Origin of the sequence: Bacillus sp. FSL K6-0138 (assembly GCF_037982765.1) — a bacterium.
GTDB lineage: Bacteria > Bacillota > Bacilli > Bacillales > Bacillaceae > Bacillus > Bacillus glycinifermentans.
The window spans coordinates 877,844-899,953 of sequence record NZ_CP150286.1; the positions used below are offsets into that span (position 1 = coordinate 877,844).

General features: G+C 48.1%; 25 protein-coding genes. 17 read left to right on the forward strand and 8 right to left on the reverse strand.

What is annotated here, in order from left to right; genetic code table 11:
* The first annotated feature begins 1 nt into the window (after position 1).
* Entirely contained in the window at positions 2-1,312 is a 1,311-nt protein-coding gene (locus tag MHB78_RS04785) for a glycoside hydrolase family 28 protein (RefSeq protein WP_046129269.1), read from the forward strand.
* A 29-nt stretch (positions 1,313-1,341) separates the two neighbouring features.
* Here MHB78_RS04785 and MHB78_RS04790 read toward each other — a convergent pair whose 3' ends face one another.
* Positions 1,342-2,232, reverse strand: a complete 891-nt coding sequence (locus tag MHB78_RS04790; RefSeq protein WP_046129239.1) for a LysR substrate-binding domain-containing protein — start codon at positions 2,230-2,232, stop codon at positions 1,342-1,344.
* 151 nt (positions 2,233-2,383) lie between these two features.
* On the opposite strand from MHB78_RS04790, the gene MHB78_RS04795 reads away from it, so the two are divergent.
* Positions 2,384-3,067 (forward strand): MOSC domain-containing protein, encoded by a 684-nt coding sequence (locus tag MHB78_RS04795; protein ID WP_046129240.1) that lies wholly within the window; start codon positions 2,384-2,386, stop codon positions 3,065-3,067.
* A gap of 63 nt (positions 3,068-3,130) precedes the next feature.
* Here the strand turns inward: MHB78_RS04795 and MHB78_RS04800 are convergent, their stop codons facing one another.
* Positions 3,131-3,922, reverse strand: coding sequence for an SDR family oxidoreductase (locus MHB78_RS04800; RefSeq protein ID WP_046129241.1), 792 nt, complete (start codon positions 3,920-3,922; stop codon positions 3,131-3,133).
* Positions 3,923-4,022: 100 nt separating this feature from the next.
* Positions 4,023-4,151 carry a hypothetical protein gene (locus MHB78_RS04805; RefSeq protein ID WP_269081995.1) on the reverse strand — a complete coding sequence of 43 codons (129 nt, stop codon included), beginning with the start codon at positions 4,149-4,151 and terminating at the stop codon, positions 4,023-4,025.
* A 519-nt stretch (positions 4,152-4,670) separates the two neighbouring features.
* Here MHB78_RS04805 and MHB78_RS04810 point away from each other — a divergent pair.
* The 13 genes from MHB78_RS04810 (at position 4,671) to MHB78_RS04870 (ending at position 15,235) form a co-directional block, all read left to right on the forward strand.
* The gene (locus MHB78_RS04810) at positions 4,671-5,624 is read left to right on the forward strand and encodes an ABC transporter substrate-binding protein (RefSeq protein ID WP_046129243.1); all 954 of its coding nucleotides are present in this window, start codon (positions 4,671-4,673) and stop codon (positions 5,622-5,624) included.
* The gene (locus MHB78_RS04815; protein WP_046129244.1) at positions 5,587-6,636 is read left to right on the forward strand and encodes an iron ABC transporter permease; all 1,050 of its coding nucleotides are present in this window, start codon (positions 5,587-5,589) and stop codon (positions 6,634-6,636) included. Before MHB78_RS04810 ends, MHB78_RS04815 begins: the two co-directional genes overlap by 38 nt.
* 1 nt (position 6,637) lies before the next feature.
* On the forward strand, positions 6,638-8,044 hold the full coding sequence (locus MHB78_RS04820; protein WP_046129245.1) for an ATP-binding cassette domain-containing protein: 1,407 nt from the start codon (positions 6,638-6,640) through the stop codon (positions 8,042-8,044).
* On the forward strand, positions 8,041-8,619 hold the full coding sequence (locus tag MHB78_RS04825; protein WP_046129246.1) for a cob(I)yrinic acid a,c-diamide adenosyltransferase: 579 nt from the start codon (positions 8,041-8,043) through the stop codon (positions 8,617-8,619). The genes MHB78_RS04820 and MHB78_RS04825 overlap by 4 nt, the downstream gene beginning before the upstream one ends.
* A 204-nt stretch (positions 8,620-8,823) precedes the next feature.
* Positions 8,824-8,949: a hypothetical protein gene (locus MHB78_RS04830; protein ID WP_269081996.1), complete on the forward strand. Its 126-nt coding sequence runs from the start codon at positions 8,824-8,826 to the stop codon at positions 8,947-8,949.
* A 93-nt stretch (positions 8,950-9,042) separates the two neighbouring features.
* Complete coding sequence (locus tag MHB78_RS04835; protein ID WP_231947393.1) at positions 9,043-9,288, forward strand: hypothetical protein; 246 nt, start codon at positions 9,043-9,045, stop codon at positions 9,286-9,288.
* A 289-nt stretch (positions 9,289-9,577) separates the two neighbouring features.
* Positions 9,578-10,501: a pectinesterase family protein gene (locus MHB78_RS04840; protein ID WP_231947392.1), complete on the forward strand. Its 924-nt coding sequence runs from the start codon at positions 9,578-9,580 to the stop codon at positions 10,499-10,501.
* A gap of 181 nt (positions 10,502-10,682) precedes the next feature.
* On the forward strand, positions 10,683-11,072 hold the full coding sequence (locus MHB78_RS04845) for a protein liaI (protein ID WP_046129247.1): 390 nt from the start codon (positions 10,683-10,685) through the stop codon (positions 11,070-11,072).
* Between the two features lie 20 nt (positions 11,073-11,092).
* Positions 11,093-11,776, forward strand: a complete 684-nt coding sequence (locus MHB78_RS04850) for a PspA/IM30 family protein (RefSeq protein ID WP_046129248.1) — start codon at positions 11,093-11,095, stop codon at positions 11,774-11,776.
* 144 nt (positions 11,777-11,920) lie between these two features.
* Entirely contained in the window at positions 11,921-12,778 is an 858-nt protein-coding gene (locus tag MHB78_RS04855; protein ID WP_046129249.1) for a DUF4097 domain-containing protein, read from the forward strand.
* Between the two features lie 27 nt (positions 12,779-12,805).
* On the forward strand, positions 12,806-13,537 hold the full coding sequence (gene liaF, locus MHB78_RS04860) for a cell wall-active antibiotics response protein LiaF (protein ID WP_046129250.1): 732 nt from the start codon (positions 12,806-12,808) through the stop codon (positions 13,535-13,537).
* Positions 13,534-14,622, forward strand: a complete 1,089-nt coding sequence (liaS, locus tag MHB78_RS04865) for a two-component system sensor histidine kinase LiaS (RefSeq protein WP_046129251.1) — start codon at positions 13,534-13,536, stop codon at positions 14,620-14,622. The genes liaF and liaS overlap by 4 nt, the downstream gene beginning before the upstream one ends.
* Complete coding sequence (locus MHB78_RS04870; protein WP_046129252.1) at positions 14,600-15,235, forward strand: response regulator transcription factor; 636 nt, start codon at positions 14,600-14,602, stop codon at positions 15,233-15,235. The genes liaS and MHB78_RS04870 overlap by 23 nt, the downstream gene beginning before the upstream one ends.
* 38 nt (positions 15,236-15,273) lie before the next feature.
* On the opposite strand, the gene MHB78_RS04875 is transcribed toward MHB78_RS04870, so the two are convergent.
* The 4 genes from MHB78_RS04875 to MHB78_RS04890 are packed head-to-tail and all read right to left on the reverse strand — an operon-like array spanning position 15,274 to position 19,339.
* The gene (locus MHB78_RS04875) at positions 15,274-15,672 is read right to left on the reverse strand and encodes a hypothetical protein (protein ID WP_231947391.1); all 399 of its coding nucleotides are present in this window, start codon (positions 15,670-15,672) and stop codon (positions 15,274-15,276) included.
* A gap of 37 nt (positions 15,673-15,709) precedes the next feature.
* Entirely contained in the window at positions 15,710-16,831 is a 1,122-nt protein-coding gene (locus MHB78_RS04880; RefSeq protein WP_046129254.1) for a Ger(x)C family spore germination protein, read from the reverse strand.
* Positions 16,828-17,928 carry an endospore germination permease gene (locus tag MHB78_RS04885; RefSeq protein WP_046129255.1) on the reverse strand — a complete coding sequence of 367 codons (1,101 nt, stop codon included), beginning with the start codon at positions 17,926-17,928 and terminating at the stop codon, positions 16,828-16,830. The genes MHB78_RS04880 and MHB78_RS04885 overlap by 4 nt, the downstream gene beginning before the upstream one ends.
* Positions 17,888-19,339, reverse strand: a complete 1,452-nt coding sequence (locus MHB78_RS04890; RefSeq protein WP_046129256.1) for a spore germination protein — start codon at positions 19,337-19,339, stop codon at positions 17,888-17,890. The genes MHB78_RS04885 and MHB78_RS04890 overlap by 41 nt, the downstream gene beginning before the upstream one ends.
* A 127-nt stretch (positions 19,340-19,466) precedes the next feature.
* Here MHB78_RS04890 and MHB78_RS04895 point away from each other — a divergent pair, with 127 nt between their 5' ends.
* A complete protein-coding gene (locus tag MHB78_RS04895) occupies positions 19,467-19,634 on the forward strand; it encodes a YvzF family protein (RefSeq protein ID WP_082094023.1) in 168 nt (55 codons plus the stop codon).
* 77 nt (positions 19,635-19,711) lie between these two features.
* A complete protein-coding gene (gene fumC, locus MHB78_RS04900; RefSeq protein WP_046129257.1) occupies positions 19,712-21,100 on the forward strand; it encodes a class II fumarate hydratase in 1,389 nt (462 codons plus the stop codon).
* A 57-nt stretch (positions 21,101-21,157) separates the two neighbouring features.
* Here fumC and MHB78_RS04905 read toward each other — a convergent pair whose 3' ends face one another.
* Entirely contained in the window at positions 21,158-22,027 is an 870-nt protein-coding gene (locus MHB78_RS04905) for a TetR/AcrR family transcriptional regulator (RefSeq protein ID WP_046129270.1), read from the reverse strand.
* Positions 22,028-22,110: the final 83 nt, after the last annotated feature.

Consider the following 22,110-nt stretch of genomic DNA (forward strand, 5'->3'; position numbering starts at 1 on the left):
GTTGACTCTGAAGGAAAAGAAAAAGGACATTGTAAATCGTATTACACTTCCCGTTTTCCCGGAACGCTCGTTTGACGTCACAGCATTCGGGGCCGACGGAAACGGAGAGGCGGATTCAACGTCCGCTTTTCAGCGGGCGATTGATGAAGCGCACCGAAGCGGAGGCGGAAGGGTGACGGTTCCGAAAGGCGTCTTTCTGACCGGAGCTCTTAAGCTCAAAAGCAATGTGGAATTGCATCTAAAAAAGGGTGCGGTCATCGCATTCAGCAGGAATCCCGACGATTATCTGCCGGCTGTCTTGACGAGATTTGAAGGTGTTGAGCTCTACAATTATTCACCGCTGATCTATGCTTACGAAGCCGAGAATATTGCGATCACCGGAGACGGGACGCTGGACGGCCGGGCTGATGATGCGCACTGGTGGCCGTGGAAGCGGGGGACAAACGGCCAGCCGTCACAGGAAAACGACCGTGACGCGCTCTTTGAGATGGCGGAGCGAAATGTCCCGGTTGAAGAGCGACGCTTCGGAAAAGGCCATTATTTGCGCCCGAATTTCATCCAGCCGTACCGCTGCAAAAACGTCCTGATTCAAGGCGTAACCGTGCTCAATTCGCCGATGTGGCAAATTCATCCCGTGCTGTGCGAATCCGTGACGATAGACGGAGTCAAGGTGATCGGACACGGCCCGAATACGGACGGAGTCGATCCCGAATCGTGCAAAAACGTGATCATTAAAAATTGTCAGTTTGACAATGGCGATGACTGCATTGCCGTCAAATCGGGAAGAAACGCCGACGGACGGAGGATCAACGTACCTTCAGAAAACATCGTCATCGAAAACAATGACATGAAAGACGGGCACGGCGGCGTCACGATCGGCAGCGAAATTTCCGGAGGCGTAAACAACGTATTTGCAGAAGGCAACCGGATGGACAGCCCGAACCTCGATAGAGCCCTCCGCATTAAAACCAATTCCGTCCGGGGCGGTGTGCTGGAGAATATTTATTTTTACGACAATGTCGTAAAAAGCCTGAAACGGGAAGTCATCGCCATTGATATGGAATACGAAGAAGGGGGTGCGGGAGAATTCAAACCCGTCGTCCGCAACATTGAAGTCGATCGTCTGAAAAGCACGGGCGGGCAATACGGGATCAGGGTGTTGGCATATGATCACTCGCCTGTAACGGGACTGAAGGTAACCGATTCGGAGATTAATGGCGTTTCCGTGCCGATGGAGCTCAAAAATGTGAAGGATCCTGTTTTTTCTAATCTGTATATTAACGGCAAGCGCTATGATTCACCTGAAAAATAAACTAAATCCTCTGCCGCCGGCAGAGGATTTTAGTTTTCGCTTTTTACCGAGGAGATTAACCGTTCCATAAACACCCGGCTTGCGGCGCACAAATGCTTGTTTTTACGGTAAACGACGGCAATCTCTGTCGTCAGATCAGGCCTTTGAATCGGGATCGTCTGAATGGACTGATCGCCGATGCAATCAAGGTAGCCCTTTGGCAGAATGGTGGCGCCGATCCCTTTAGCGACCATGTTTGTGATCGATTCCATCGTCGTCATTTCCATGACCGGCCGCGGCTCAAATCCCAGAGTGCGGCACTTGTCGTTGATCAGCTGCCGCAAAACATACGTGTCAGGCAATAAAATGGACGGGACTTCTTTTAAAACGTCAAGTGTCACAAATGGCTGTTCTGCAATGGGATGATCAATCGGCGCTGCGAGGGCGAGATGCTGCGTTAAGAAAGGAACCGTTTCCAGATCATCGTGTTCCAGCGGCTGGGCGACAATGCCCAAATCGAGCTTATTTTCCAGCAGCCGGTCGTAAATGTCTCCGGTTCTGAGGCCCAATACCGATAGTTCGATATTGGGATAGCTGCGGTGAAATTCGATGACAGTGTCAGGAAGCAAGTAATTTACAACTGTCAAAAGCGCACCGATCTTTAACGACCCCCTTTTTAAACCTTGCAGCTCGCTGATAGCTGCGCGCGCCTGTGACAGCTCATGAAAGATATGATAGCAATGTTCCAGCAGTATGTTTCCCGCTTCTGTCATGGCGGTCCGTTTGCCGACGCGGTCAAACAAAGGCGTTCCGATTTCGTGCTCAAGCAAACGGATTTGCTGGCTCAGCGAGGGCTGGGCGATGCCCAGCTTTTCGGCCGCGCGGGTAAAATGAAGCTCCTGACATAAGGTCATGAAATATTCCAGTTGTTTTAGCTCCAATCATCTTTCCTCCCTAAAAAAATCGTCTTTTCGGTATTGATCATAGGATAATCCTATCATTTTTATAATAATGATTGAATTGTTTAATGAGAAGGCTGCGATTATACTTACATATCAAGAGGAAAACGTTGAATACAAGAGGTGATTTCTAATGGAACGTGCCGACATCCTTTCGATCAATGTTGGGAAGCCAAAGCAGGTTCGGTTTAAACACAGGGAGGTATCTACCGGAATATTTAAGACCCCTGTAGAAGAATCTGTCTTTCTGTCATGGACGAATTTCGACGGAGACGGGCAGGCCGACCTTGTTCATCATGGAGGCAGGGAAAAAGCGGTATGCGTCTATCCGTATGAACATTATCCGTTTTGGGAAAACGAACTGCAAAGAAAATTGGAATTTGGTGCGCTTGGAGAAAATATAACAATCAGGGGGCTGGTGGAGACCGATGTTCATATCGGCGATGTTTTTCAGCTCGGCGAAGCGATCGTCCAGGTCAGCCAGCCGCGGCAGCCCTGCTATAAATTAACCGTAAGGTACGGCGTGCCCGACATGTTGCTGAAGGTTCAAGATACAGGCTTTACGGGCTTTTATTTTCGCGTACTGAAAGAAGGGCATGTATGCAAGACGGACGGTTTGAAACGAATATCGCGCCACCCGAAAGCCGTGACGATTTCTTACGCAAATCGCATGAAGCATCATGAGAAGGATAATATCGACGGCATCAAAAAGCTTCTTGAGGTCGAAGAGCTGTCGGAAAATTGGCGCGCATCATTTCTGAAACGCCTTGACGGCATTGAGCCGGATCATCAGGAAAGGCTGACAGGCAACCTGTGAGCAAACCGCTCCGGCGTTGGCAATTCAGCAAAAAATCCTCTGCTTATCGGCAGAGGATTTCTGTTAAATGGAGCGGATAATGCCGCCTTCCACCCGTTGTGCCGAGCCGTTGATCGCCGCCGCTTTTTCTGAAGCGAGATAAACGATCGTGCTGGCGACTTCCTCCGGCTTTGCGTAACGCTGAATTAAAGAAGTCGGCTCATTCACTTTAAAGTAGTCTTTGACAAATGTGTCTAAATCGGTATTTTCCGCTGCGGCAGCCCCCTTCATATAATTGGCGACGCCTTCGGTCCATGTTGGTCCCGGAAGAACCGAATTTACGGTTACATTCGTTCCTTTCGTCATTTCCGCCAGTCCTCTTGATAAACTGATCAACGACGTTTTTGTCATGGAATAAGGAATCATTTGCGGAAGAGGTTTGATGCCGGCTTCGCTCGCCAGATTCAAAATCCTTCCGGCGTTTTTCTTCAGCATTTTCGGCAGGAAGGCGCGGCAGAGGCGGATGGCGCTTAACACGTTCACCTCAAAGTACTCGAGCCATTCCTCATCCGTGACGTCCGCAAAATCTTTCACTTCAAAGAATCCCATATTGTTGACGAGGATATCAAGCTCACCGATCTGCTCTGTTTTTTCAATCAGTGCCCTGCTTTGTTCAGGATTTGACAAATCCGCGGCGATTCCGTAGACCGTTCCTCGTTTGGACAGCTCGTCAGCGACTGCCTGAACCTTTTCCTCCGTGCGTCCGTTTACGATCACCCGGGCGCCCTCCGCCAAAAAGGCTTCAGCTGCAGCTTTTCCGATGCCTGCAGTGGATCCTGTTACGAGAACGAGTTTGTTTTGCAGCTTTAAATCCATATAAAATCAATCCTTGTTTTAAAAATCTAAGATGAAAAAACATCCATGTTCAAGTATAGCGCAGTCATGCGTGATCGGTCGAAAACCCTGCTTGACATGCCTATTTTTCTCTTTCTTTCAGCCATTTATGAATGTCGGTTGAGAAACACGTATTTCTTGCTGCTGTAACGCGTCTGCAATCAGGCTGTGAAATGGTCGTCAAGCTCAGCTGTTTCATGATTTTTCCCATGTTTGCCTGCATAAATAAGTCTATAATTTTCCATATCAGCGATCAAAAGCGGAGCGGACATTTCAGGCCTGGGGGTGGACGAGCGGGGGATAAACGGCAGAGCATCATCAGGTTCCCGGCTTCATTTCCACAAAGCCCCGGACCTGCGGAAGATGGAGAAGCTCACTGACAGGGGCGGAGCAACCCTTAACGCTTAGGCCGGGTCGGGGTCCGTCATGCCCAAGCGTCCCGGCGACGGTCCAGGCTGCGCCTGCAATATTGTTTTTAATGCTTTGATGAAAACAGCGTTTTTCCCTTGAAAATCCCGTTTCTGAGAATCTCATATACAAGCCTGAACCGACTATAGTATAATAATTCCGAAAATAGGATACGAATGAGTCAGAAAGGTGACGGCCCAGGCTCAGCCGCTGAATTTGCGGGAATTGCGGGGGCGCCGGCCCTGACGACGACACGCGTATTTTGTGGGGCACACTTTATACGAGCAGAGGTATTTTTATTTTATCCCGAGGAGGAAACAGCATGAAGAAACTAGCGGGTTTGCTGCTTTCGCTGCTTTTGGCCGTCGGCGTCCTCGCCGGCTGCGGATCAGCGAAAGCCCCGGAAGAATCGCAGAATAAACAGGAAAAAACGGCTGAAGCATTTCCGGTCACAATGAAGGATGCTTCAGGACAGGAAATCAAAATCGAAAAGGAGCCGAAGAGGATCGTCTCCCTGATGCCGAGCAATACTGAAATTACATACGCTCTCGGCCAGGGCAAAAAAGTGGTCGGCGTGACGAAAAATGATACATATCCGGAAGAAGTAAAAAAGGTTAAGCAAGTCGGAGATATGAATTTTAGTGTTGAAAAAGTCATCGCTTTAAAACCTGATTTGGTGCTGGCCCACGCTTCAGCCATGCAGAGCGCTGAGGAAGGATTAAAGCAGCTGCGGGATGCCGGGATTACGGTCGTTACGGTCAATGATGCGGCATCTTTTAAAGAAACTTATCAATCGATCGAAATGATCGGAAAGGCAACGGGTGCGAACCGGAAGGCTGAAGAGCTTGTGAAGAGCATGAAATCTGATCTTGCGGCAATAAAAGAAAAAGCTGAAAGCATACCTGAAAAAGAAGAGAAAACGGTGTTTGTTGAGGTGTCTCCCGCTCCCGACCTCTATACGGCCGGAAAGGGCACCTTCATGAATGAAATGCTTGAAGCCATCCGTGCGAAAAACGCTGCTTCCGCGCAGGAAGGATGGATCAAGATGACAGAGGAGTCGGTCATCAAGCTGAATCCCGATGCGATCGTGACGACAAACGGCGCATCGTCTGTCAAAGATATCAAAAAACGGAGCGGCTGGAGCGGCATAAAAGCCGTCAAAAATCATAAAGTATACGACGTGGACCCCGATCTTGTGACCCGTCCGGGGCCTCGGTTGATCAAAGGGGTCGAGGAGCTTGCGGAAAAGATTTACCCTGACGTATTTAAGAAATAGCCGTCCGGCTGCATATATCATAAGCCTGGCATTTTTAACGGTCTCTATTCTTATGGGAATCTCTGTCGGATCTTTGGAGATTCCCATTCCTTCTATTATCAAGGTTTTTTTGCAATTCGGCTTTCCCGGAATCAAGACCGACCCGATGCAGGCGAACATTATCATGAATATCAGGCTGCCGAGAGTGATTTTGGCCGCGCTCGTCGGCGCGGCGCTGGCTGCGGCTGGAGCGGCGTTTCAGGGGCTGTTGAAAAATCCGCTTGCCGATCCTTACACGCTTGGCGTCTCTTCAGGAGCGGCGGTCGGAGCCGTTGTCACCCTGTTTTTCGGCATCCAGCTCCCCGCAATCGGCGGCTTTACGCTGCCGCTCCTCAGCATAGCGGCAGCCGTCGCCGTGATGTTTATGGTCCTGTTTTTTGCCAGGCTTGTCCATCCCTCACTGCCGCTGTCTGCGCTCATTTTGACGGGGGTTATTTTCAGCTCGTTTTTGGGTGCGCTTATTTCTTTAATGATCGCGCTGACGGGGGATGATCTAAAGCCGATTGTTGGGTGGCTGCTCGGGAGCGTGTCGATGAGGGGCTGGAGCTATATTGGGCTGTTTCTTCCCTTTATGATATGCGGAACAGCAGGGCTGTTGCTGAATGCAAGGGAATTAAACGTGATGACATACGGGGAGGAAAAAGCAAGGCTGCTCGGCGTCAATGTTGAGAAACGAAAAATCGCGGTCCTCGTGTCAGGTTCAATTTTGACGGGAGCGGCTGTTGCCGTCTCAGGCACGATCGGTTTTGTCGGACTCGTTGTCCCGCACATGATCCGGCAGCTGTGGGGAACTGATCACAGGCATTTGCTGCCGCTCTCCATTTTAAACGGCGCCGGCTTTCTGGTGCTTGCCGATTTGACCGCGCGCACGATTATCGAGCCGTCTGAACTGCCGATCGGAATTATCACAGCCTTAATAGGAGCGCCGGTGTTCGGAGTCATTTTGATTCGCCGGCAGCGCGGAGGTATGTAACATGCTGGATGTTCGTAATCTTTCAGGAGGATACGGCCGCAAAGCCGTCGTAAAACGTGTCGATTTCACGGTAGCGAAAGGAGAATTTTTCGGGATACTCGGCCCGAACGGCAGCGGAAAAACGACGCTTTTGCATTTGATCAACGGAACGCTGAAGCCGTCGGCGGGTTCTGTCCATTTGGCTGGGAAACCGGTCGAGTCTTACCCGCCGAAGGCGCTGGCAAGGATGATGGCTTCGCTCCCTCAAAAAACGGATCAGGCTTTTTCTTTCACAGTCAAAGAAACCGTTTTATTCGGACGATATCCTTATCAAAAAGGCTTATTCAGGCAATCTGACGAACGCGATGAACAGATCGCGGACCAAATGATGAAGGAGACCGGCGTGCTTCGCTTTGCCGGCCAATCGATTCATGAACTGAGCGGGGGGGAGCAGCAGCGCGTCTACCTGGCCCAGGCTTTAGCCCAGGAGCCTGATCTTCTTCTGCTTGATGAACCGACTAATTTTCTTGATCTTTCCTATCAAAAACAGCTTCTCGATCTGATCAAGTCGCTGACTGTTGAGAAGGGGCTTACAGTCATCGGCATATTTCACGATTTGAATTTGGCCGGCCTTTACTGTGATCGGCTGCTGATGATGAAAAACGGTGAAATAAAAGCGTTGGATGTTCCGGGACGGGTGATTCGGGAACAAACGGTCAATGATGTATATGAAACAGCCGTCAGCCATTTGGTTCACCCGCACAGGCCGAATCCGCAAATTACAATTGAGCCGGAGCGAGCCGGAAAAACGAAGCGGGCGGTTCCGTTTGCCGAGCTTTTTGAACTAAGTTCTGACGGCTTTTTTATGGAGACGGATCAGCCGCTTCGCACCGTGTCATCATCGCTTGTCGGAGCCGGCATCGGCTGGAAACGGACGTTTATCAGCCGCCATGTGCCGAAAGAGGAGCAGCATGATCAATCGCATGCTGAATTGGAGCGGCTTCTCGCGGGAAAAGGGATCAGCCTTCATGCCTGCTGTGCCGCAGTGACTTCGGCAAAGCCCGAAAACACGGTATTCCGGACGTTTTCGGAAGGAGGCGTCTCTCTTTTTGCAATTGTTCAAGCGTCTTCGAACCGGCCGGAAGACGTCAGCGTATGGGTGATGGTCAATGGCAGGCTGACGGAGAAAGCCTTCATCCAGGCCTTGTTGACAGCGTCTGAAGCAAAGGCTGAGGCGTGTTCGGCTGAACGGGCAGACGGCGCTGAAACATTCGGAAACGATTTGCAGGAAGAGGCTGTCCTGATTGCGGCAGACGGGAGCGGGCTTGAGTTTGACAGCGCATTAAAAGCGTCTCCGCTCGGCGCTTTGATCAGCCGGAGCGTCTATGAGTGCACGGGGGAAGCGATCAGAAAGGGGAATGAACGATGAAGCTGTACACGAAAACGGGCGATAAAGGGAAAACACATGTGATCGGCGGGCGCGTTGATAAAGACGATGTCCGTGTGCAATGCTACGGGACTGTTGATGAACTGAACAGCTTTATCGGCCTCGCGCTTGCTGAGCTAGGCGATGAACGCTTCAGCGATATCAAAAGCGAGCTTTTAAAGATTCAGCATGAACTGTTTGACTGCGGCGGCGATTTGGCTTACGTTTCGCCGAATGGGGAAAAGAAGCTAAAGGAAGAAGCGATTGCGTTTTTAGAGGAACGGATTGATGCCTACTGCGATGAAGCGCCTGAGCTGGAAAAGTTCATCCTTCCCGGCGGCTCAAAAGCGGCGGCATATTTGCATGTCGCGAGAACCGTTGCACGACGGGCCGAGCGGCTGGCTGTCACGCTGATGAAAACGGCTGACATGCGCGAAACGCCGCTCCGCTATTTAAACAGATTATCGGATTATTTGTTTGCCGCAGCAAGAGTCGTCAATTTCAGGCTGGACATCAAAGATGTCGAATATGAAAGAAGCGCGACCGTTTTCAAAGGGTCCGGGAAACGAAAGCAATAAAGAGCCGGTGTTCCAGCTTTTTAGCGGAATCACCGGCTTTCTCTTTTTTTCATGGCTCTGCCAAAGGTAAATGTTAATATTTATAATAGGGTGGGAGTAAACATTCAGCATGTCACTATATGTATTTGAGAGTTTTAATAGTTTGCGTTTTATCAAGATTCAGTATTTAATGGTTCTTTAGGTAGCTTTGTCAGGAGGTATATATTGAAAAAACTTCGTGGAAAGAAAAGATACTTCCGCAATCTGTGGGAAGAAGTTAATAGTTATGACTTAAAACTCGATCATGAATCGTGGTTCGATTTTTGGCATATCCACCTTGATTTTTTCTGATTTGGAAATAATAGTAAGAAAATAAGAAGAGAGCATATTAAAGCTCATGTAGCTTTATACAATAGGTTACTACAGCAACTTGAAGCATTTGATATGCCTTATCAAACATGGATTTGTATTCACGAAAAAGACTCTTTTTCAGACGCCGTATATGTCCACACACCAAATCCAAACGATGACTACTTTCCTCATCAGATTGAAGAATTAGAGTGGAATTGTAAACTGCCAAATGCTTTTAAGGATTTAATTGACCTTGATCAATTTGATGTTGCTTATTATAAGTCAAAGTATGAAGAAGTCTATTTTATCCAGTCAAAAGAACAAGGTATTAAATTGTAAAGTTCAACTAATGAAAGTGATACAGGGAACCCTTTAAAATGACGGGCTCCTCATAATTTTCCATGTCAATGGCTGAAAAATCAGCTGATTGAAATCGGTGTATCACCTTCAATGACCCGCCTCAATTGATTCGGCATTGGAATCTGCCCATTTCTTCGTCAGAAGATAGATTGGGAAAATACTGCTGAATGGTATGAAACAAGGATGATCAGCCGTTTTCGGCAGGGGAAAACGGCTTTTTGTCGTAAACCTTTAAGTAAGCGTTTACATTAAAGGGGGAATGCAAAAAATGGACAACGGGGAAACAGCCGCCGTCCGTCTGACGGTTTCCAAAGATGGCGACGGGGCGTTCAAAACCGTGCAGGAAGCGGTTGATGCTTTACCGGAGTACAGCCGTGACCGAAAAGAAATCTTTATTAAAAAAGGCATTTATAAAGAGGTGGTCCACATTCCGGCGACAAAGCCGTTTGTCACTCTGATAGGCGAAAGCAAAACCGAAACCGTAATCACATATGACAATTACGCCGGAAAGGAGAAGGAGGGAGGCGGAAGGTACGGAACGAGCGGAAGCGCCACAGTCTTTATCTATGCTGATTGCGTCCAAGCCGAAAATATCACATTTGAAAACTCGTTCGATCGAACGAAAGTCGACACGGACGGTACGCAGGCGGTGGCCGTTTATGCCAAAGGCAACCGAATCGTTTTCAAGGATGCGAGATTTTTAGGGAGGCAGGATACGTTATTCGCAAATGACGGGACACAGTATTTTGACCGATGCTATATTGAAGGCGATGTCGATTTTATTTTCGGCGGAGCAAGAGCGGTCTTCGAGCATTGTCATATTCATAGCGCCGACCGCGGATCTTCCTCCAATAACGGCTATATCACCGCTGCAAGCACACACATCACAAAACCGTTCGGCTTTTTGTTCGCTGGCTGCACGCTCACAAGCGATGCGGCGGACGGAACGGTTTATCTCGGCCGCCCGTGGCACCCCGGAGGAGACCCTGACGCCATTGCGAGCGTTTTATATCAAAACTGCTCTTTAGGTGCTCATATTAAGCCGGAGGGCTGGACAGATATGTCCGGATTTTCGGCTGCTGATGCAAGGCTTTATGAATATCGGAACACAGGTCCCGGAGCCGTGCCTCATCAGGAGAGAAGCAGCTGTCCGATGAGGAGGCGGAAAGCTGGACGATTGAAAACGTATTAGATGGCTGGAATCCGAAAATAGAATCATAGCCTGCCAAAGAGGAGCGGAGTTTTCGCTCCTCTTTGTTCGGTCTTACAGGAAATACGACTCTGGTCTGACGATAAAATCAATCTGTGACTCGTTTTGTCGAAGCCGGAATTTGACTATAGTGAATATATGATCTCGGAAAGGAGGAGCAGACATGAATGTAACAGGGAAATCAGTCATCGGCTTTTTATTGATCCTGTTTGGCATCTCGCTGTTTTTCGGAGGCGGCCAAATCGGAGGATTAATTGCAGGGGCAATCGGAGCTGTGCTTTTATTCTACGGAATCAAAAAATGGAATGACGACAGCCGGTTTGCCAGCATCATTTTGCTTATCATCGGCTTCATGTTTCTCGGAGGGGCGCTGCCGTTTTTGATAGGCGTCGCAGTCTCTGCTGCGCTGATTTATTTTGGCTGGAGCATGATGAAGCAGGGAGGCAAAAAAGAAGAGAGCGGATTTTATTCAGAAAGCAGCAAGCCTTCCGCAGCTTCATACGACACCGGCTTTGATGCGGAATGGGAAGACTTTTTAAAAAAGAAACAATAACGATAAGGAGGAATCATGTAATGGCATTTAAAAGAATCAGAGACATGTTTGTCGCATCGATCAATGAAGGATTGGATAAAATCGAAAACCCGCGGGTGATGCTCAATCAATACGTTCGCGACATGGAAAACGACATTTCAAAGGCAAAACATACGATTGTCAAACAGCAAACGATCGCACAAAGCTTTAAAGGAAAATATGAAGAAGCCGACAAACTGGCAGCCAAGCGGAAAAATCAGGCGCAGCTTGCATTTGATGCAGGGGAAGAAGAACTTAGCAAAAAAGCTCTTTCAGAAATGAAGTATTTCGAACAAAAAGCGAAGGAATACAAAGAAGCATACGAGCATGCGCACAAGCAGCTCGCTGAATTGAAAGAACAGCTGCAGACGCTTGAGGTCAAGCTCCGCGATGTAAAGGACCGCAAACATGCTTTAATCGCGCGGGCAAACGCGGTGAAAGCAAAAGAGCATATGAACGCTTCCTTCAATAAAATCGACAGCGAAAGCGCGTACCGCGAATTTATGAGAATGGAAAACCGCATAGAAGAAATGGAGGCAAGGGTGAACAGCTATGCTGAGCTGTCTGCGTCTTCAGGCAGTCCGTACAGCCGCGTTGAATATGCAAAAGAGGTTGAAGAAGAGTTTGAAAAAATGCGCGCAAAAAAGGCCGGCCTCGAAAAACAGCCCGCAGCCGGAAATGAATAACCCGGGGCTTTAACAGCACCCTTTTAGCTTGGTGGAAGAGCGGTGCCCCCTGCCGTCTTCCCTTTTCACAATTTTTGATTTCTTTCAAGGACAACTTTCCTTATAATAAGGAGCATACACTTACTGCCGAAAGGATTTATACGAATGAAAAAAACGGTTGGCAAACTGATGATCATAGCCGGCATCCTGATTCTCGCCGCCTTGGCGTTTAACGGCGGCCGCGGCCTTTTCTTCAGCCCGGAGAAAACGCTTGATTCAGCCAGCGCTTCGCCAAAGAAAATCAAAAGCATCGACATCCGTTCGAACAGCGTCACGGTGACGGTTAAAGCGGAAAACCGCGCTGACATTGACGCTGAACTGTCGGGGGCAAACGCGCGGCTGAAATCGTCCGAGCGGGGAGATACGCTTGAGCTTTCCGTTCAGCAGGAGGGTTTCCGCTTCTTTTTCTTCCAAAAAAACGAACTGATTGTTAAAATTCCCAATGAATATCAGGATAATCTGTCCATTACATCCGGAAGCGGAAACGTAAAAATAAGCGGTGACGGTTTATCATTGCAAAAGGTATCCCTGAGCTCGGGAAGCGGCAGCCAGAGGATCGGCGATTTAGCAGCGAAGGAGCTTTCGGTAAGAGGAACATCGGGAAACATTCAGCTCGAAAACGTTGAAACGGAGAAAGCCGATGTTCGCTCAACATCCGGGAATACAACGCTTGATCGTGTCAAAGGAGAGTTCGCCGTCAAGCAGACGTCGGGCAGTTTGGAGGCTGATTTCTCAGCGGTTGATGCCCCTTTACGCATCAATCAGACCTCCGGAAATGTCAAGCTTGAGCTTCCTGATGACGCAGACATCAGACTGAAAGCAACACTGACGAGCGGTAACATCAAACATTCGTATCCGTTTGATCATACAGAAGGCGACAAACGGACGCTGATTGGAACAAAAGGAAATGGCAAGAATAACATTGAGATTTCGTCCACAAGCGGGAATGTATCGATTGATTAATTGGAAAGAGAGGGGGCCGGAGTCAGCATGCGTCTTACAAAAAAACAACTGATCGGATTGTTCATCGTTCTGTTCGGGATCAGCGTATTTTTACAAAACAGCGGGCTCGGCGACGCGTTGTTCTGGCCGCTCGCTTTTCTTCTTGCCGGATATTTTTTTCATAAAAGTTCACGCCGTTGGCTCGGCTCTGTCATGTATATTTTTGCGGGCTTTTTGCTTCTGAAAGAAATTTTCAGCATCACATTCAGCCTGTTCGGCTTCTTTTTTGCCGCCTTTTTAATTTATGCGGGCTACAGGCTTGTCACAAACCAGCCCGTTTTTGACCGCGATAAGCCTAAAGCGCATGAGAAAGAAAAGCTGGACGCCGAACCGCTGCGGCAAAAAAAGAGCGCCGGCCAGCGCAGCTTTTTCTTCGGTGATGTCAAATACATGAAAAAGCCTTTTGATTTAAACGATTTGAATATTTCCGGCTTTATCGGGGACGTCAAAATCGATTTGTCCAAAGCGATCATTTCAGAGGGCGAAAATACGATCGCCATCACGGGGCTGATCGGCGATGTCGACATCTACATCCCGTCGGATCTTGACGTCTCTATCAGTTCTTCGGCGTTTATCGGTGACATCGATATCATCGGGGAGAAAAAAAGCGGCTTCGGCAACCAAATTTACACCGAGTCTAAATATTACGAGCAGTCGGCAAGACGGGTAAAGATCTCGATTTCCCTGTTTATCGGCGATGTGGATGTGCGGTTCATATGAAAACGAACAGGCTTGCAAATATTCAATGGCGTTCCGTCCGTTTGTCCATGGGTGTCAGCTTCACGATCTTTCTTGCGGTATTGGGATTCATGCTCTTTTATTATCAGCTCGACCCGCGGGTGCTCATCGCTTCGAGATGGTTCGGCATCCCGTTTATCATTTTGCTTTTGTTGATCAGCGCCGCCGTCGGGTTTGGCGCAGGGTATGTGTTTGGCAACAGGCTGAAAAAGCGCCTCGAAAAGTTGATCGAATCGATTTTAAAGTATGAAAACGGCAATTTCGCATACCGCATTCCATCAATGGGCGAGGATGAAATCGGGCTCGCCGCCGATCAGCTCAATGAAATGGCCGAACGAATCGAACGGCAGGTCGCTTCACTGCAAAAGCTGTCAAACGAAAGGGCCGAATGGCAGGACCAGATGAAAAAATCCGTTGTGTCAGAAGAGCGGCAGCGTCTTGCGCGGGAACTGCACGATGCCGTGAGCCAGCAGCTTTTTGCGATTTCGATGATGACCTCCGCCATACTGGAAGGAATCGCCGCTTCGGCTGATGAAAAACTCGCGCAAAGGCTGAAAATGGTCGAAAAAATGGCGGCCGACGCTCAGAGCGAAATGAGAGCCCTGCTTCTGCACCTCAGGCCCGTTACGCTTGAAGGTAAAGGCTTGAGGGAGGGGCTCAGCGACCTTTTGAACGAATTCAAAGCAAAGCAGTCGATGGATATCGACTGGGAAATCGAGGATACAGGAAAGCTTCCAAAAGGTGTAGAAGATCATTTGTTCAGAATCGTTCAAGAAGCGCTGTCAAACGTTTTCAGGCATTCGAAGGCGACGAAAGTCTCCGTCAGGCTGCTCCTGAGAAACCGGCAGCTTCAGCTGAAGGTCATTGATAATGGGGAAGGGTTTCAAATGGACTCCATTAAAACGTCTTCGTACGGATTAAATTCGATAAAAGAGAGGGCCAGCGAGGTCGGCGGGGTGGCGGAAATTATATCTTTTGCGGGAAAAGGGACGCAAGTTGATGTGAAAGTTCCGATTTTTGATCAAGGAAAAGGAGAGAATCAAGGTGATTCGAGTACTGCTGATTGACGATCATGAAATGGTAAGAATGGGGCTTGCAGCTTTTTTGGAATCCCAGCCGGATATCGAGGTGATCGGAGAAGCTTCGGACGGCAGGCGCGGTGTTGAGCTGGCGGTTGAGATGAAGCCCGACGTCATTTTGATGGATCTTGTGATGGAGGGAATGGACGGGATTGAAGCGACAAAGGAAATCTGCAGACAGCTTTCCGCCCCGAAAATCATCGTGCTGACAAGCTTTATCGATGATGATAAAGTTTATCCGGTCATCGAAGCCGGTGCCTTCAGCTATTTGCTGAAAACGTCGAAAGCCGGCGAAATCGCAGATGCGATCAGGGCGGCCAACAATGGAGAACCGATGCTTGAAGCCAAGGTGGCGGGAAAAGTGTTATCAAAGCTGAGGCATTCTTCGAACGAGACACCGCCGCATGAATCATTGACGGCAAGAGAAATGGAAATCCTCAAACTTGTGGCAGAGGGGAAAACAAACAAGGATATTGCAGACGAATTGTTTATCACCATTAAAACGGTGAAAACCCATGTGACAAACATCCTGTCCAAGCTTGAGGTCGATGACCGGACGCAGGCCGCCGTTTACGCCCACCGAAACAAGCTTGTTCAGTAGCAAAAACGAGAAAAACAGCTTTCGTGTGAAAGCCGTTTTCAGCCGTTCCAATATTTGCGGTCATCAGTCTTGTGAAGTGCGAAAGAATCCGATCCGAAATGTTCGCCGGTTTGTTTCGCCGGCCGGCTCAATTCAGCTTGATTCTCTTCCTCCGGCGCGGTGCCGCCTTTTTGGAAAATGGAATCGAGTTTTTCGGCCAGGACCGCATTGTTCTTTTCCTGCAATTCGATCAGCTTGCTGATGCCGAGCAAAATAAATCCGCCGATGACGCAAAAAGCCGGAGTTGAGAGGTACGAGCCGACCGTAAAGAACAGCATCGACCGGGAATCCTCCATAAATGGATCATATGCGATATCATTGATTATCAAGCCGGACAGAATGATTGCCGCCGCAATCAGGACAATGCCTGTCACCTGCAATATCCGCTTCAAGCTCATCACCCTTTCAAAAACATTTTAACAGAAAAGCGAGCGCCTATCTTTTTTTCTTCGCTCCTTTCGTGCCAAAGTCCTGGATGATTGCTTTAATATGATAGTCGATGTCGGCTTCCGAGAATTTCTCGTCCCAGCGGTATTTATCTTTTTGCCATTCCTTCGGATAGTTGATGCGGGCGTATTCGGCAAGCTTGGTGACATCCGTTTTTAAATCATCCTGCAAACGATGGAGCAGCCTGCTGACCCGCTGGTGGATGTCTTTTTCAATCGCTTTTTCAATGGCATTGATATAGGATTCATTGAAAGAATCCTCGCTTCTGTACCAATCTTCTGACAGCCTTCCTTTGATCTCCGAGTGAATGTCAAATTTGTATTTTCCGTTTTTCCTCGTTGTATGAATCCGGTGATTCATCGAAAATATTTCATACGAAAAAAGATGCCCTTTGTGCCTGGAGTCGATGACTCCGCCGTTTACTCTGCCGATCAGCAAATTCAGCGCTTCAATATCAGAGGATGATATATCGGCGTAATACCGGTTTTTTTTAATGACCGATCCGCCGTCAACCTGGATCTGACCGCCTTTTTCGACGACTCTAGGCATGATGAAAGACAGGCCCATCTGCATTCTGATTGAAATATCCCCCAATGTAACCGGCTCGAGCAGCTTGATGGTCGACGCCCTGTTTTCTGAGACATTATGGATGATTTCAGAAGCGGGGTCTCCCGAATCATCAATGTTCAAAAGCTTGCTCGGCGATCCTGGCGTAATATAGACCTCGCTGCTTCTCCGTAGGCTGTTGTCCCTGATGAACTGATTGATTAAGGCGTCAAGGGCAATATCCGACACGAGTTTTTCCGAAAAAATGATGACCTGGAGGTGCTGCGAGAAAACAGGGAAAACTTTTAAGGCTGTTGACCGGATCGTTTGATGAATCGTAGTCCCGGAAGTTGACACGACTTTGGTCGGGTCCTCGCTGCCCGCATTTTGGCCGATCTTTTTCGGAACGAGGATCTGGTACGATAACTTTACCTTTTTATCTCCCTCGCCTTTATCAACGCCAAGGCCGATGGCGATGCTAAACTTTTCGATCTGCCGGCTGTCCCAGCAGCCCGTCAGCAAGAGCAGCAGGGACAGCACCGCCAATATCCCCTTTTTTTTCACGATGCTTTAAACCTCCTTTTAGCGGCGACGAGCAAAAAGATCAGGATCGGAAGCACGCAAAACACGATGAGAAAGATGTATCCCAAATAATCGCTGAACACGATAACGTAATTGCCGTCTTTCAGCAAAATCGATATAAGGAACGTAATCGCCCCGACGAATAAAACGTTTTTCTTAATGGACCATCCGAATATATTTTTAAAGCCTGACGCCGCAAAATAGGTATAGACGACATATGTTGTGTAAAATTGAATCGTCCATATGACGAGCAAAAAGGATTCGAACCTTTCGATGAAAATGCCCTGGATTTCAAACGACTGGAACAAGGAGATCGTCGGCCAGATCATCGTCATGACCTCAGACGCGGTCATCGCTCCTACGACCACACAGAACGTTAAAATATACAATATAACCGGAATGCTGAATCCGATGACAGAAGCTTTGAACAGTTTTTTCTTATTTCTGAGGTATTTGGGCAAAAACATCATTAATTCGACACCCAAAAAGGAAACAGAGACAACCGTCAAACCGTTTTTGACCGGACCGAGCCCAAGTCCGAGGACAGGTCTTAAATTATTGATTTGAAACATCTTTAAACTCAAGCCATAAACGGTAAGAAGAATGACGAGGGTGATAATGAGAAAAAACGGGAAAATTTTCGCCATGTCGCTGATCCCGCCGATGATCAAATAGATCGCGCAAATGATAAAAGCAAAAATCGTCACGCCCATCGGGGTTAACTCGAGAAGAAAAAATTTCACCATCTCGGCCATCGCTCTTGCTTCAAAGCTGGCCACCCCTATGAAATAGAACACGATCAGGAGGTTGAGAATATTTCCGATCAGCGCGCCGCAGCCCTCTTTTGTGTAATCAAAAAAAGAATCGACATTGTGCGTTTTGACGATTTTGGCGTTGATGTAGATGATAAGAAGAAAAACAAGGCCTTCAAAAATGATGACAATCCAGCCGTCGGGGGAGAGCATTTCCCGCGTCAGCGCTCTCGGGAGCGTCAGCAGGCCGGCGCCCAGCATCGTATTTGTAATAATGGCAGCGCCTTCATACCCGCTTATCCGTTGCTGTTGATTTTTTTGAGCCATGATTGTCATTCACCTCGCGATTCTTTATTGGTAGCCGGATGATGGCTTCATCCGAACGCTTTAAGCTGAAAAAGTTATTCGGGTTAAAATACGGCATGCCGAAGCTTCTCTGCCTGACCAAATGGGTGAAAATGACGAGCATGACCAGGATGATCCCGAAGAGTCCAAGTACTGCTGCGACCAGCATGGACAAAAAGCGCAATACCCGAAACGACAGACCCATGCCGTATTGCGGAACCGTAAACGATGCAAGGGCGATGATGCTGACGATGATGACCATGACAGAGCTGACGATGTTGGCTTCGACCGCAGCCTGGCCGATGACCACACCTCCCACCAAACCGATCGTCTGCCCCAGCGGACTTGGAAGACGCAAGCCTGCTTCACGCAAAAGTTCAATCGTTACTTCCATGATCAGCGCTTCAAGGAGCGGCGGAAATGGCACGTTTTCCCGGGTGCTGGCGATGGTAACAGCCAAAGCCGTCGGCAGCATGCCCTGGTGAAACGAGACAAGAGAAATGTAAAACGCCGACAAAAACAGCGTGATAAAAATCGAACTGAAGCGCAAAAGTCTGATCAGGGACGTGGCGATCCATCTCTCATAATAATCGTCCGGAGACTGCATCACCATGCCGAAGGATGCCGGAACGATCAAGGCATATGGCGAATGGTCGATAAAGACGGCGATCCTTCCGTTTAACAGGGCGGACGACACTTTGTCCGGCCGTTCGGTGTTTTGGATCTGAGGAAAAGGCGAATATTTGTTATCTTCGATCAATTCCTCAAGGGCTCCCGAGTCTTGAATGTCATCAGGCCTCACTTTTTTCAGACGCTTTTTCAGCTCCGATAAAATCGACTCATCCGCTTTGTTGTTGAGGTATAAAATCGTTGCTTTTTTATACTTGCTTTTTCCGATCGGAAGCTTTTCAACGGTCAGATCGTGATCGGGGACGCGCTGTCTGATCAGCGCCACATTTGTATCTGTATCCTCGATAAAACCGACTTTCGGACCTCTTACGACATTTTCGGTTTTCGCCTCTGATAAGCTTCGTTTCTTTTTTTCTGCGGTCGGGAGCATAAAAACGGTATTGATCCCGTTCACGAGGAGGATGCATTGGCCGTGAAAAAGCTTATTAAGCGCAGACTCAACCTTGTAGACCGGTTCGGCATTCAGCTTGTTCAGCTCTGCGGTAACGTCTTCCAATGATAGGGATTTTTCATCTTTGCAAAGCATCTTGGCGGCTTTTTGCAATTTCGCTTCGTCGCTCAATTCCTTGAAATATAAAAAATAAAAAATGACTCCGTTTTTCAGCATTTTTTTATTTTGAACGAGGTCGTCGTTATGTTCGACGTGTGGAAGAAGCAATGCGAGATTTTCATGGATGTGATCCTTGAATTCCGACTGGTTCACGCTGACCACCTGCCCTGTAAGTTTCTGAATTTGGATATAGGTTATCTTTTCCTGTAAAAAAAACAATATACTGTGTTACAGTAGTGTTTGGCGAAATTTTCATTACAACAGAGACGGAGTGAGGCAGTTGGCGCAAATCAGATTAACGGGGAAGCAGGATGAAATCGAAAGCATCATCCGCTCTTTTTCCAAACATTATGACGTGTCATATGTATCAAAGGAGTACGGAAAGACAAACCCTAAATATAAATACAAAAAAGATTCGCGTGTTTATATTGAGCTAAAATTAAAATAAAGCTAAAATTTAAATAAGAGGGTTTTTTTAAGTTTTATCGAAAGTAAGAGGTAGACTAGAGAAGGAAGGGATACATAGTGGATTACAGAATTGAAAAAGATACGATGGGTGAAGTCAAGGTACCTGCCGACAAGTTTTGGGGAGCCCAAACGCAGAGAAGCAAGGAGAACTTCAAAATCGGATCTGAGAAAATGCCGCAGGAAATTGTGTATGCGTTTGCAATTTTGAAAAGGAGCGCTGCTCTTGCGAATGAAAAGCTAGGAAATCTCGAAAAGGAAAAGGCAGAAGCGATCGTTTCCGTCTGCGATGATATTTTAGAAGGAAAATACGACAGCCACTTTCCTCTTGTCGTGTGGCAGACGGGAAGCGGAACGCAGAGCAACATGAACATGAACGAAGTGGTGGCGAACAGGGGAACTGCATATTTGCAGGAAAAAGGCTCAAGCTTGAAAATTCATCCGAACGATGATGTCAACCGCAGCCAAAGCTCCAACGATACGTTCCCGACGGCGATGCACGTCGCAGCCGTTTTAGCTGTTTACGACAAGCTGGTACCGGCGATCGACCGCCTGAGAAACACGCTGAATGAAAAAGCGGAAGCGTTTCAGGATATCGTGAAAATCGGCCGCACCCACTTGCAGGATGCGACACCGCTCACGCTCGGACAGGAGATCAGCGGCTGGGTCTACATGCTTGACCGCTCAAAAGAAATGATTCTTGAAGCCACGGAAAAAATCCGCGAACTCGCTATCGGAGGAACCGCAGTCGGAACAGGAATCAACGCCCATCCAAAATTCGGGGCCGCTGTGGCCGAAGAAATCAGCAGCCTGACAGGTCAGACGTTCAGAAGCTCGCCTAATAAATTTCATGCGCTGACAAGCCATGATGAACTGACACACGTTCACGGCGCACTAAAAGCGCTTGCGGCGGATCTGATGAAAATCGCCAATGATGTCAGATGGCTTGCAAGCGGGCCGCGCTGCGGAATCGGCGAGCTGACGATTCCTGAAAATGAGCCGGGAAGCTCCATTATGCCGGGTAAGGTTAACCCTACACAAAGCGAAGCGCTGACAATGGTGGCATCACAGATCATGGGGAATGACGCGACGATCGGATTCGCGGCAAGTCAGGGCAACTTTGAATTAAACGTATTCAAGCCAGTGATCATTTACAATTTCCTTCAATCGGTCCAGCTTCTCGCTGACGGCATGAACTCTTTCCACGATAAATGTGCAGTGGGCATTGAGCCTCATCGTGAGACGATTCAAAAGAACCTGACCAATTCGCTGATGTTAGTTACGGCTTTAAACCCGCACATCGGCTACGAAAATGCAGCAAAAATCGCGAAGCTTGCCCATAAAGAAGGGCTGACGCTGAAAGAAGCCGCCCTTAAGCTCAATCTGTTGACAGAAGAGCAGTTTGACGAAGTAGTCAAACCGGAAGAAATGGTCAAGCCTAAAGCATAAACGAAAACGGCCGCACAATTGCGGCCGTTTTTCCTGTTCCTGCCGGCCGCACGGAATTCAGGAAGACCTTTTGACAAGGCGGTCGAGCTTGTCCGCTTCTTTACGAAGCGCTTCACATTCCTTTATATTCAGCAGCATTCCTTTGATGATCGCATTTTTCGGCTGCCGTTTCTTCAGCTCGTCCTCCAGTATGTCAAGGCTTTCCGTCAGATCGCCCGGGGGAGAGCCGTTAAAGTGTTTGTCCGCTTTGATCCGCATTTCTTTAATGAGCGCTTCTTTCAGGGGATCGAACGTATAAAACGGGCCGAACCACTCGTCCGCTTTTTCGATGGAAATCAGGGATTTTTCTTTCCGCTTCATCATCCCATTCGCAAGATCATCGAGGCGGTTCAATATATGTCCGGCAAGCGTATGCAGATCAAAAGAGTGATGCAGCAAAATCATCAATTCAAGATAGACTTCGCTCATTCCGCTGATCATAAAGCACAGCTCGGCGCTGTACGGATCGATGTCCTTTCCGTATATGTTCCGGATGTTTTCGATATGGAGCCTGAGGGTGGCCGAGCGCATTTTTTTGGCAAACGCTTCAATTTCTCCATTCACAGGAAGCGGCCGTTCCACGAATTGCATCTGAATAAACTCTTTATGTTCGAGAATATTTTCAAAAAAAACGATGAGCTGCTTTCGGTAAGCATCGCGAGGGTTGTCATTTTCCGTCTGAATTTTATGGATGCGCGTAAACACTTTGTCATAGTAATAGTGAAGCACCGAAAGGAGAAGCGCTTCCTTCGATTTGAAATAGATGTAAAAAGCGCCTTTTGAGATTTGGCATTCCTTCGCAATTTCTTGAACTGAAGTTGAATTATAGCCTTTTTTGGCAAAAAGTTTAATCGCTGTTTCAATAATGGCTTTCTCTTTTTGTTTCACGTCTTTCACCTTCCCGAAAGGTTGCCGCCTCCGTTTTTTGCGGGCGCACGGTCTGACTGGCGGGTCAATTCTTTTGTCCCGTT

What these genes read in the sequence shown, in the direction of transcription:
- MHB78_RS04800 (WP_046129241.1), bottom strand. Translation starts at nt 3,922, where the DNA reads ATGGATTTAAAGCTGCAAAACAAACTCGTTCTCGTAACAGGATCCACT.
- MHB78_RS04835 (WP_231947393.1), top strand. Translation starts at nt 9,043, where the DNA reads ATGCCTTATCAAACATGGATTTGTATTCACGAAAAAGACTCTTTTTCA.
- liaF (WP_046129250.1), top strand. Translation starts at nt 12,806, where the DNA reads ATGCGTCTTACAAAAAAACAACTGATCGGATTGTTCATCGTTCTGTTC.
- MHB78_RS04810 (WP_046129243.1), top strand. Translation starts at nt 4,671, where the DNA reads ATGAAGAAACTAGCGGGTTTGCTGCTTTCGCTGCTTTTGGCCGTCGGC.
- MHB78_RS04795 (WP_046129240.1), top strand. Translation starts at nt 2,384, where the DNA reads ATGGAACGTGCCGACATCCTTTCGATCAATGTTGGGAAGCCAAAGCAG.
- MHB78_RS04850 (WP_046129248.1), top strand. Translation starts at nt 11,093, where the DNA reads ATGGCATTTAAAAGAATCAGAGACATGTTTGTCGCATCGATCAATGAA.
- MHB78_RS04885 (WP_046129255.1), bottom strand. Translation starts at nt 17,928, where the DNA reads ATGGCTCAAAAAAATCAACAGCAACGGATAAGCGGGTATGAAGGCGCT.
- MHB78_RS04805 (WP_269081995.1), bottom strand. Translation starts at nt 4,151, where the DNA reads ATGGGAAAAATCATGAAACAGCTGAGCTTGACGACCATTTCACAGCCT.
- MHB78_RS04855 (WP_046129249.1), top strand. Translation starts at nt 11,921, where the DNA reads ATGAAAAAAACGGTTGGCAAACTGATGATCATAGCCGGCATCCTGATT.
- MHB78_RS04825 (WP_046129246.1), top strand. Translation starts at nt 8,041, where the DNA reads ATGAAGCTGTACACGAAAACGGGCGATAAAGGGAAAACACATGTGATC.
- MHB78_RS04840 (WP_231947392.1), top strand. Translation starts at nt 9,578, where the DNA reads ATGGACAACGGGGAAACAGCCGCCGTCCGTCTGACGGTTTCCAAAGAT.
- MHB78_RS04845 (WP_046129247.1), top strand. Translation starts at nt 10,683, where the DNA reads ATGAATGTAACAGGGAAATCAGTCATCGGCTTTTTATTGATCCTGTTT.
- liaS (WP_046129251.1), top strand. Translation starts at nt 13,534, where the DNA reads ATGAAAACGAACAGGCTTGCAAATATTCAATGGCGTTCCGTCCGTTTG.
- MHB78_RS04875 (WP_231947391.1), bottom strand. Translation starts at nt 15,672, where the DNA reads ATGAGCTTGAAGCGGATATTGCAGGTGACAGGCATTGTCCTGATTGCG.
- MHB78_RS04820 (WP_046129245.1), top strand. Translation starts at nt 6,638, where the DNA reads ATGCTGGATGTTCGTAATCTTTCAGGAGGATACGGCCGCAAAGCCGTC.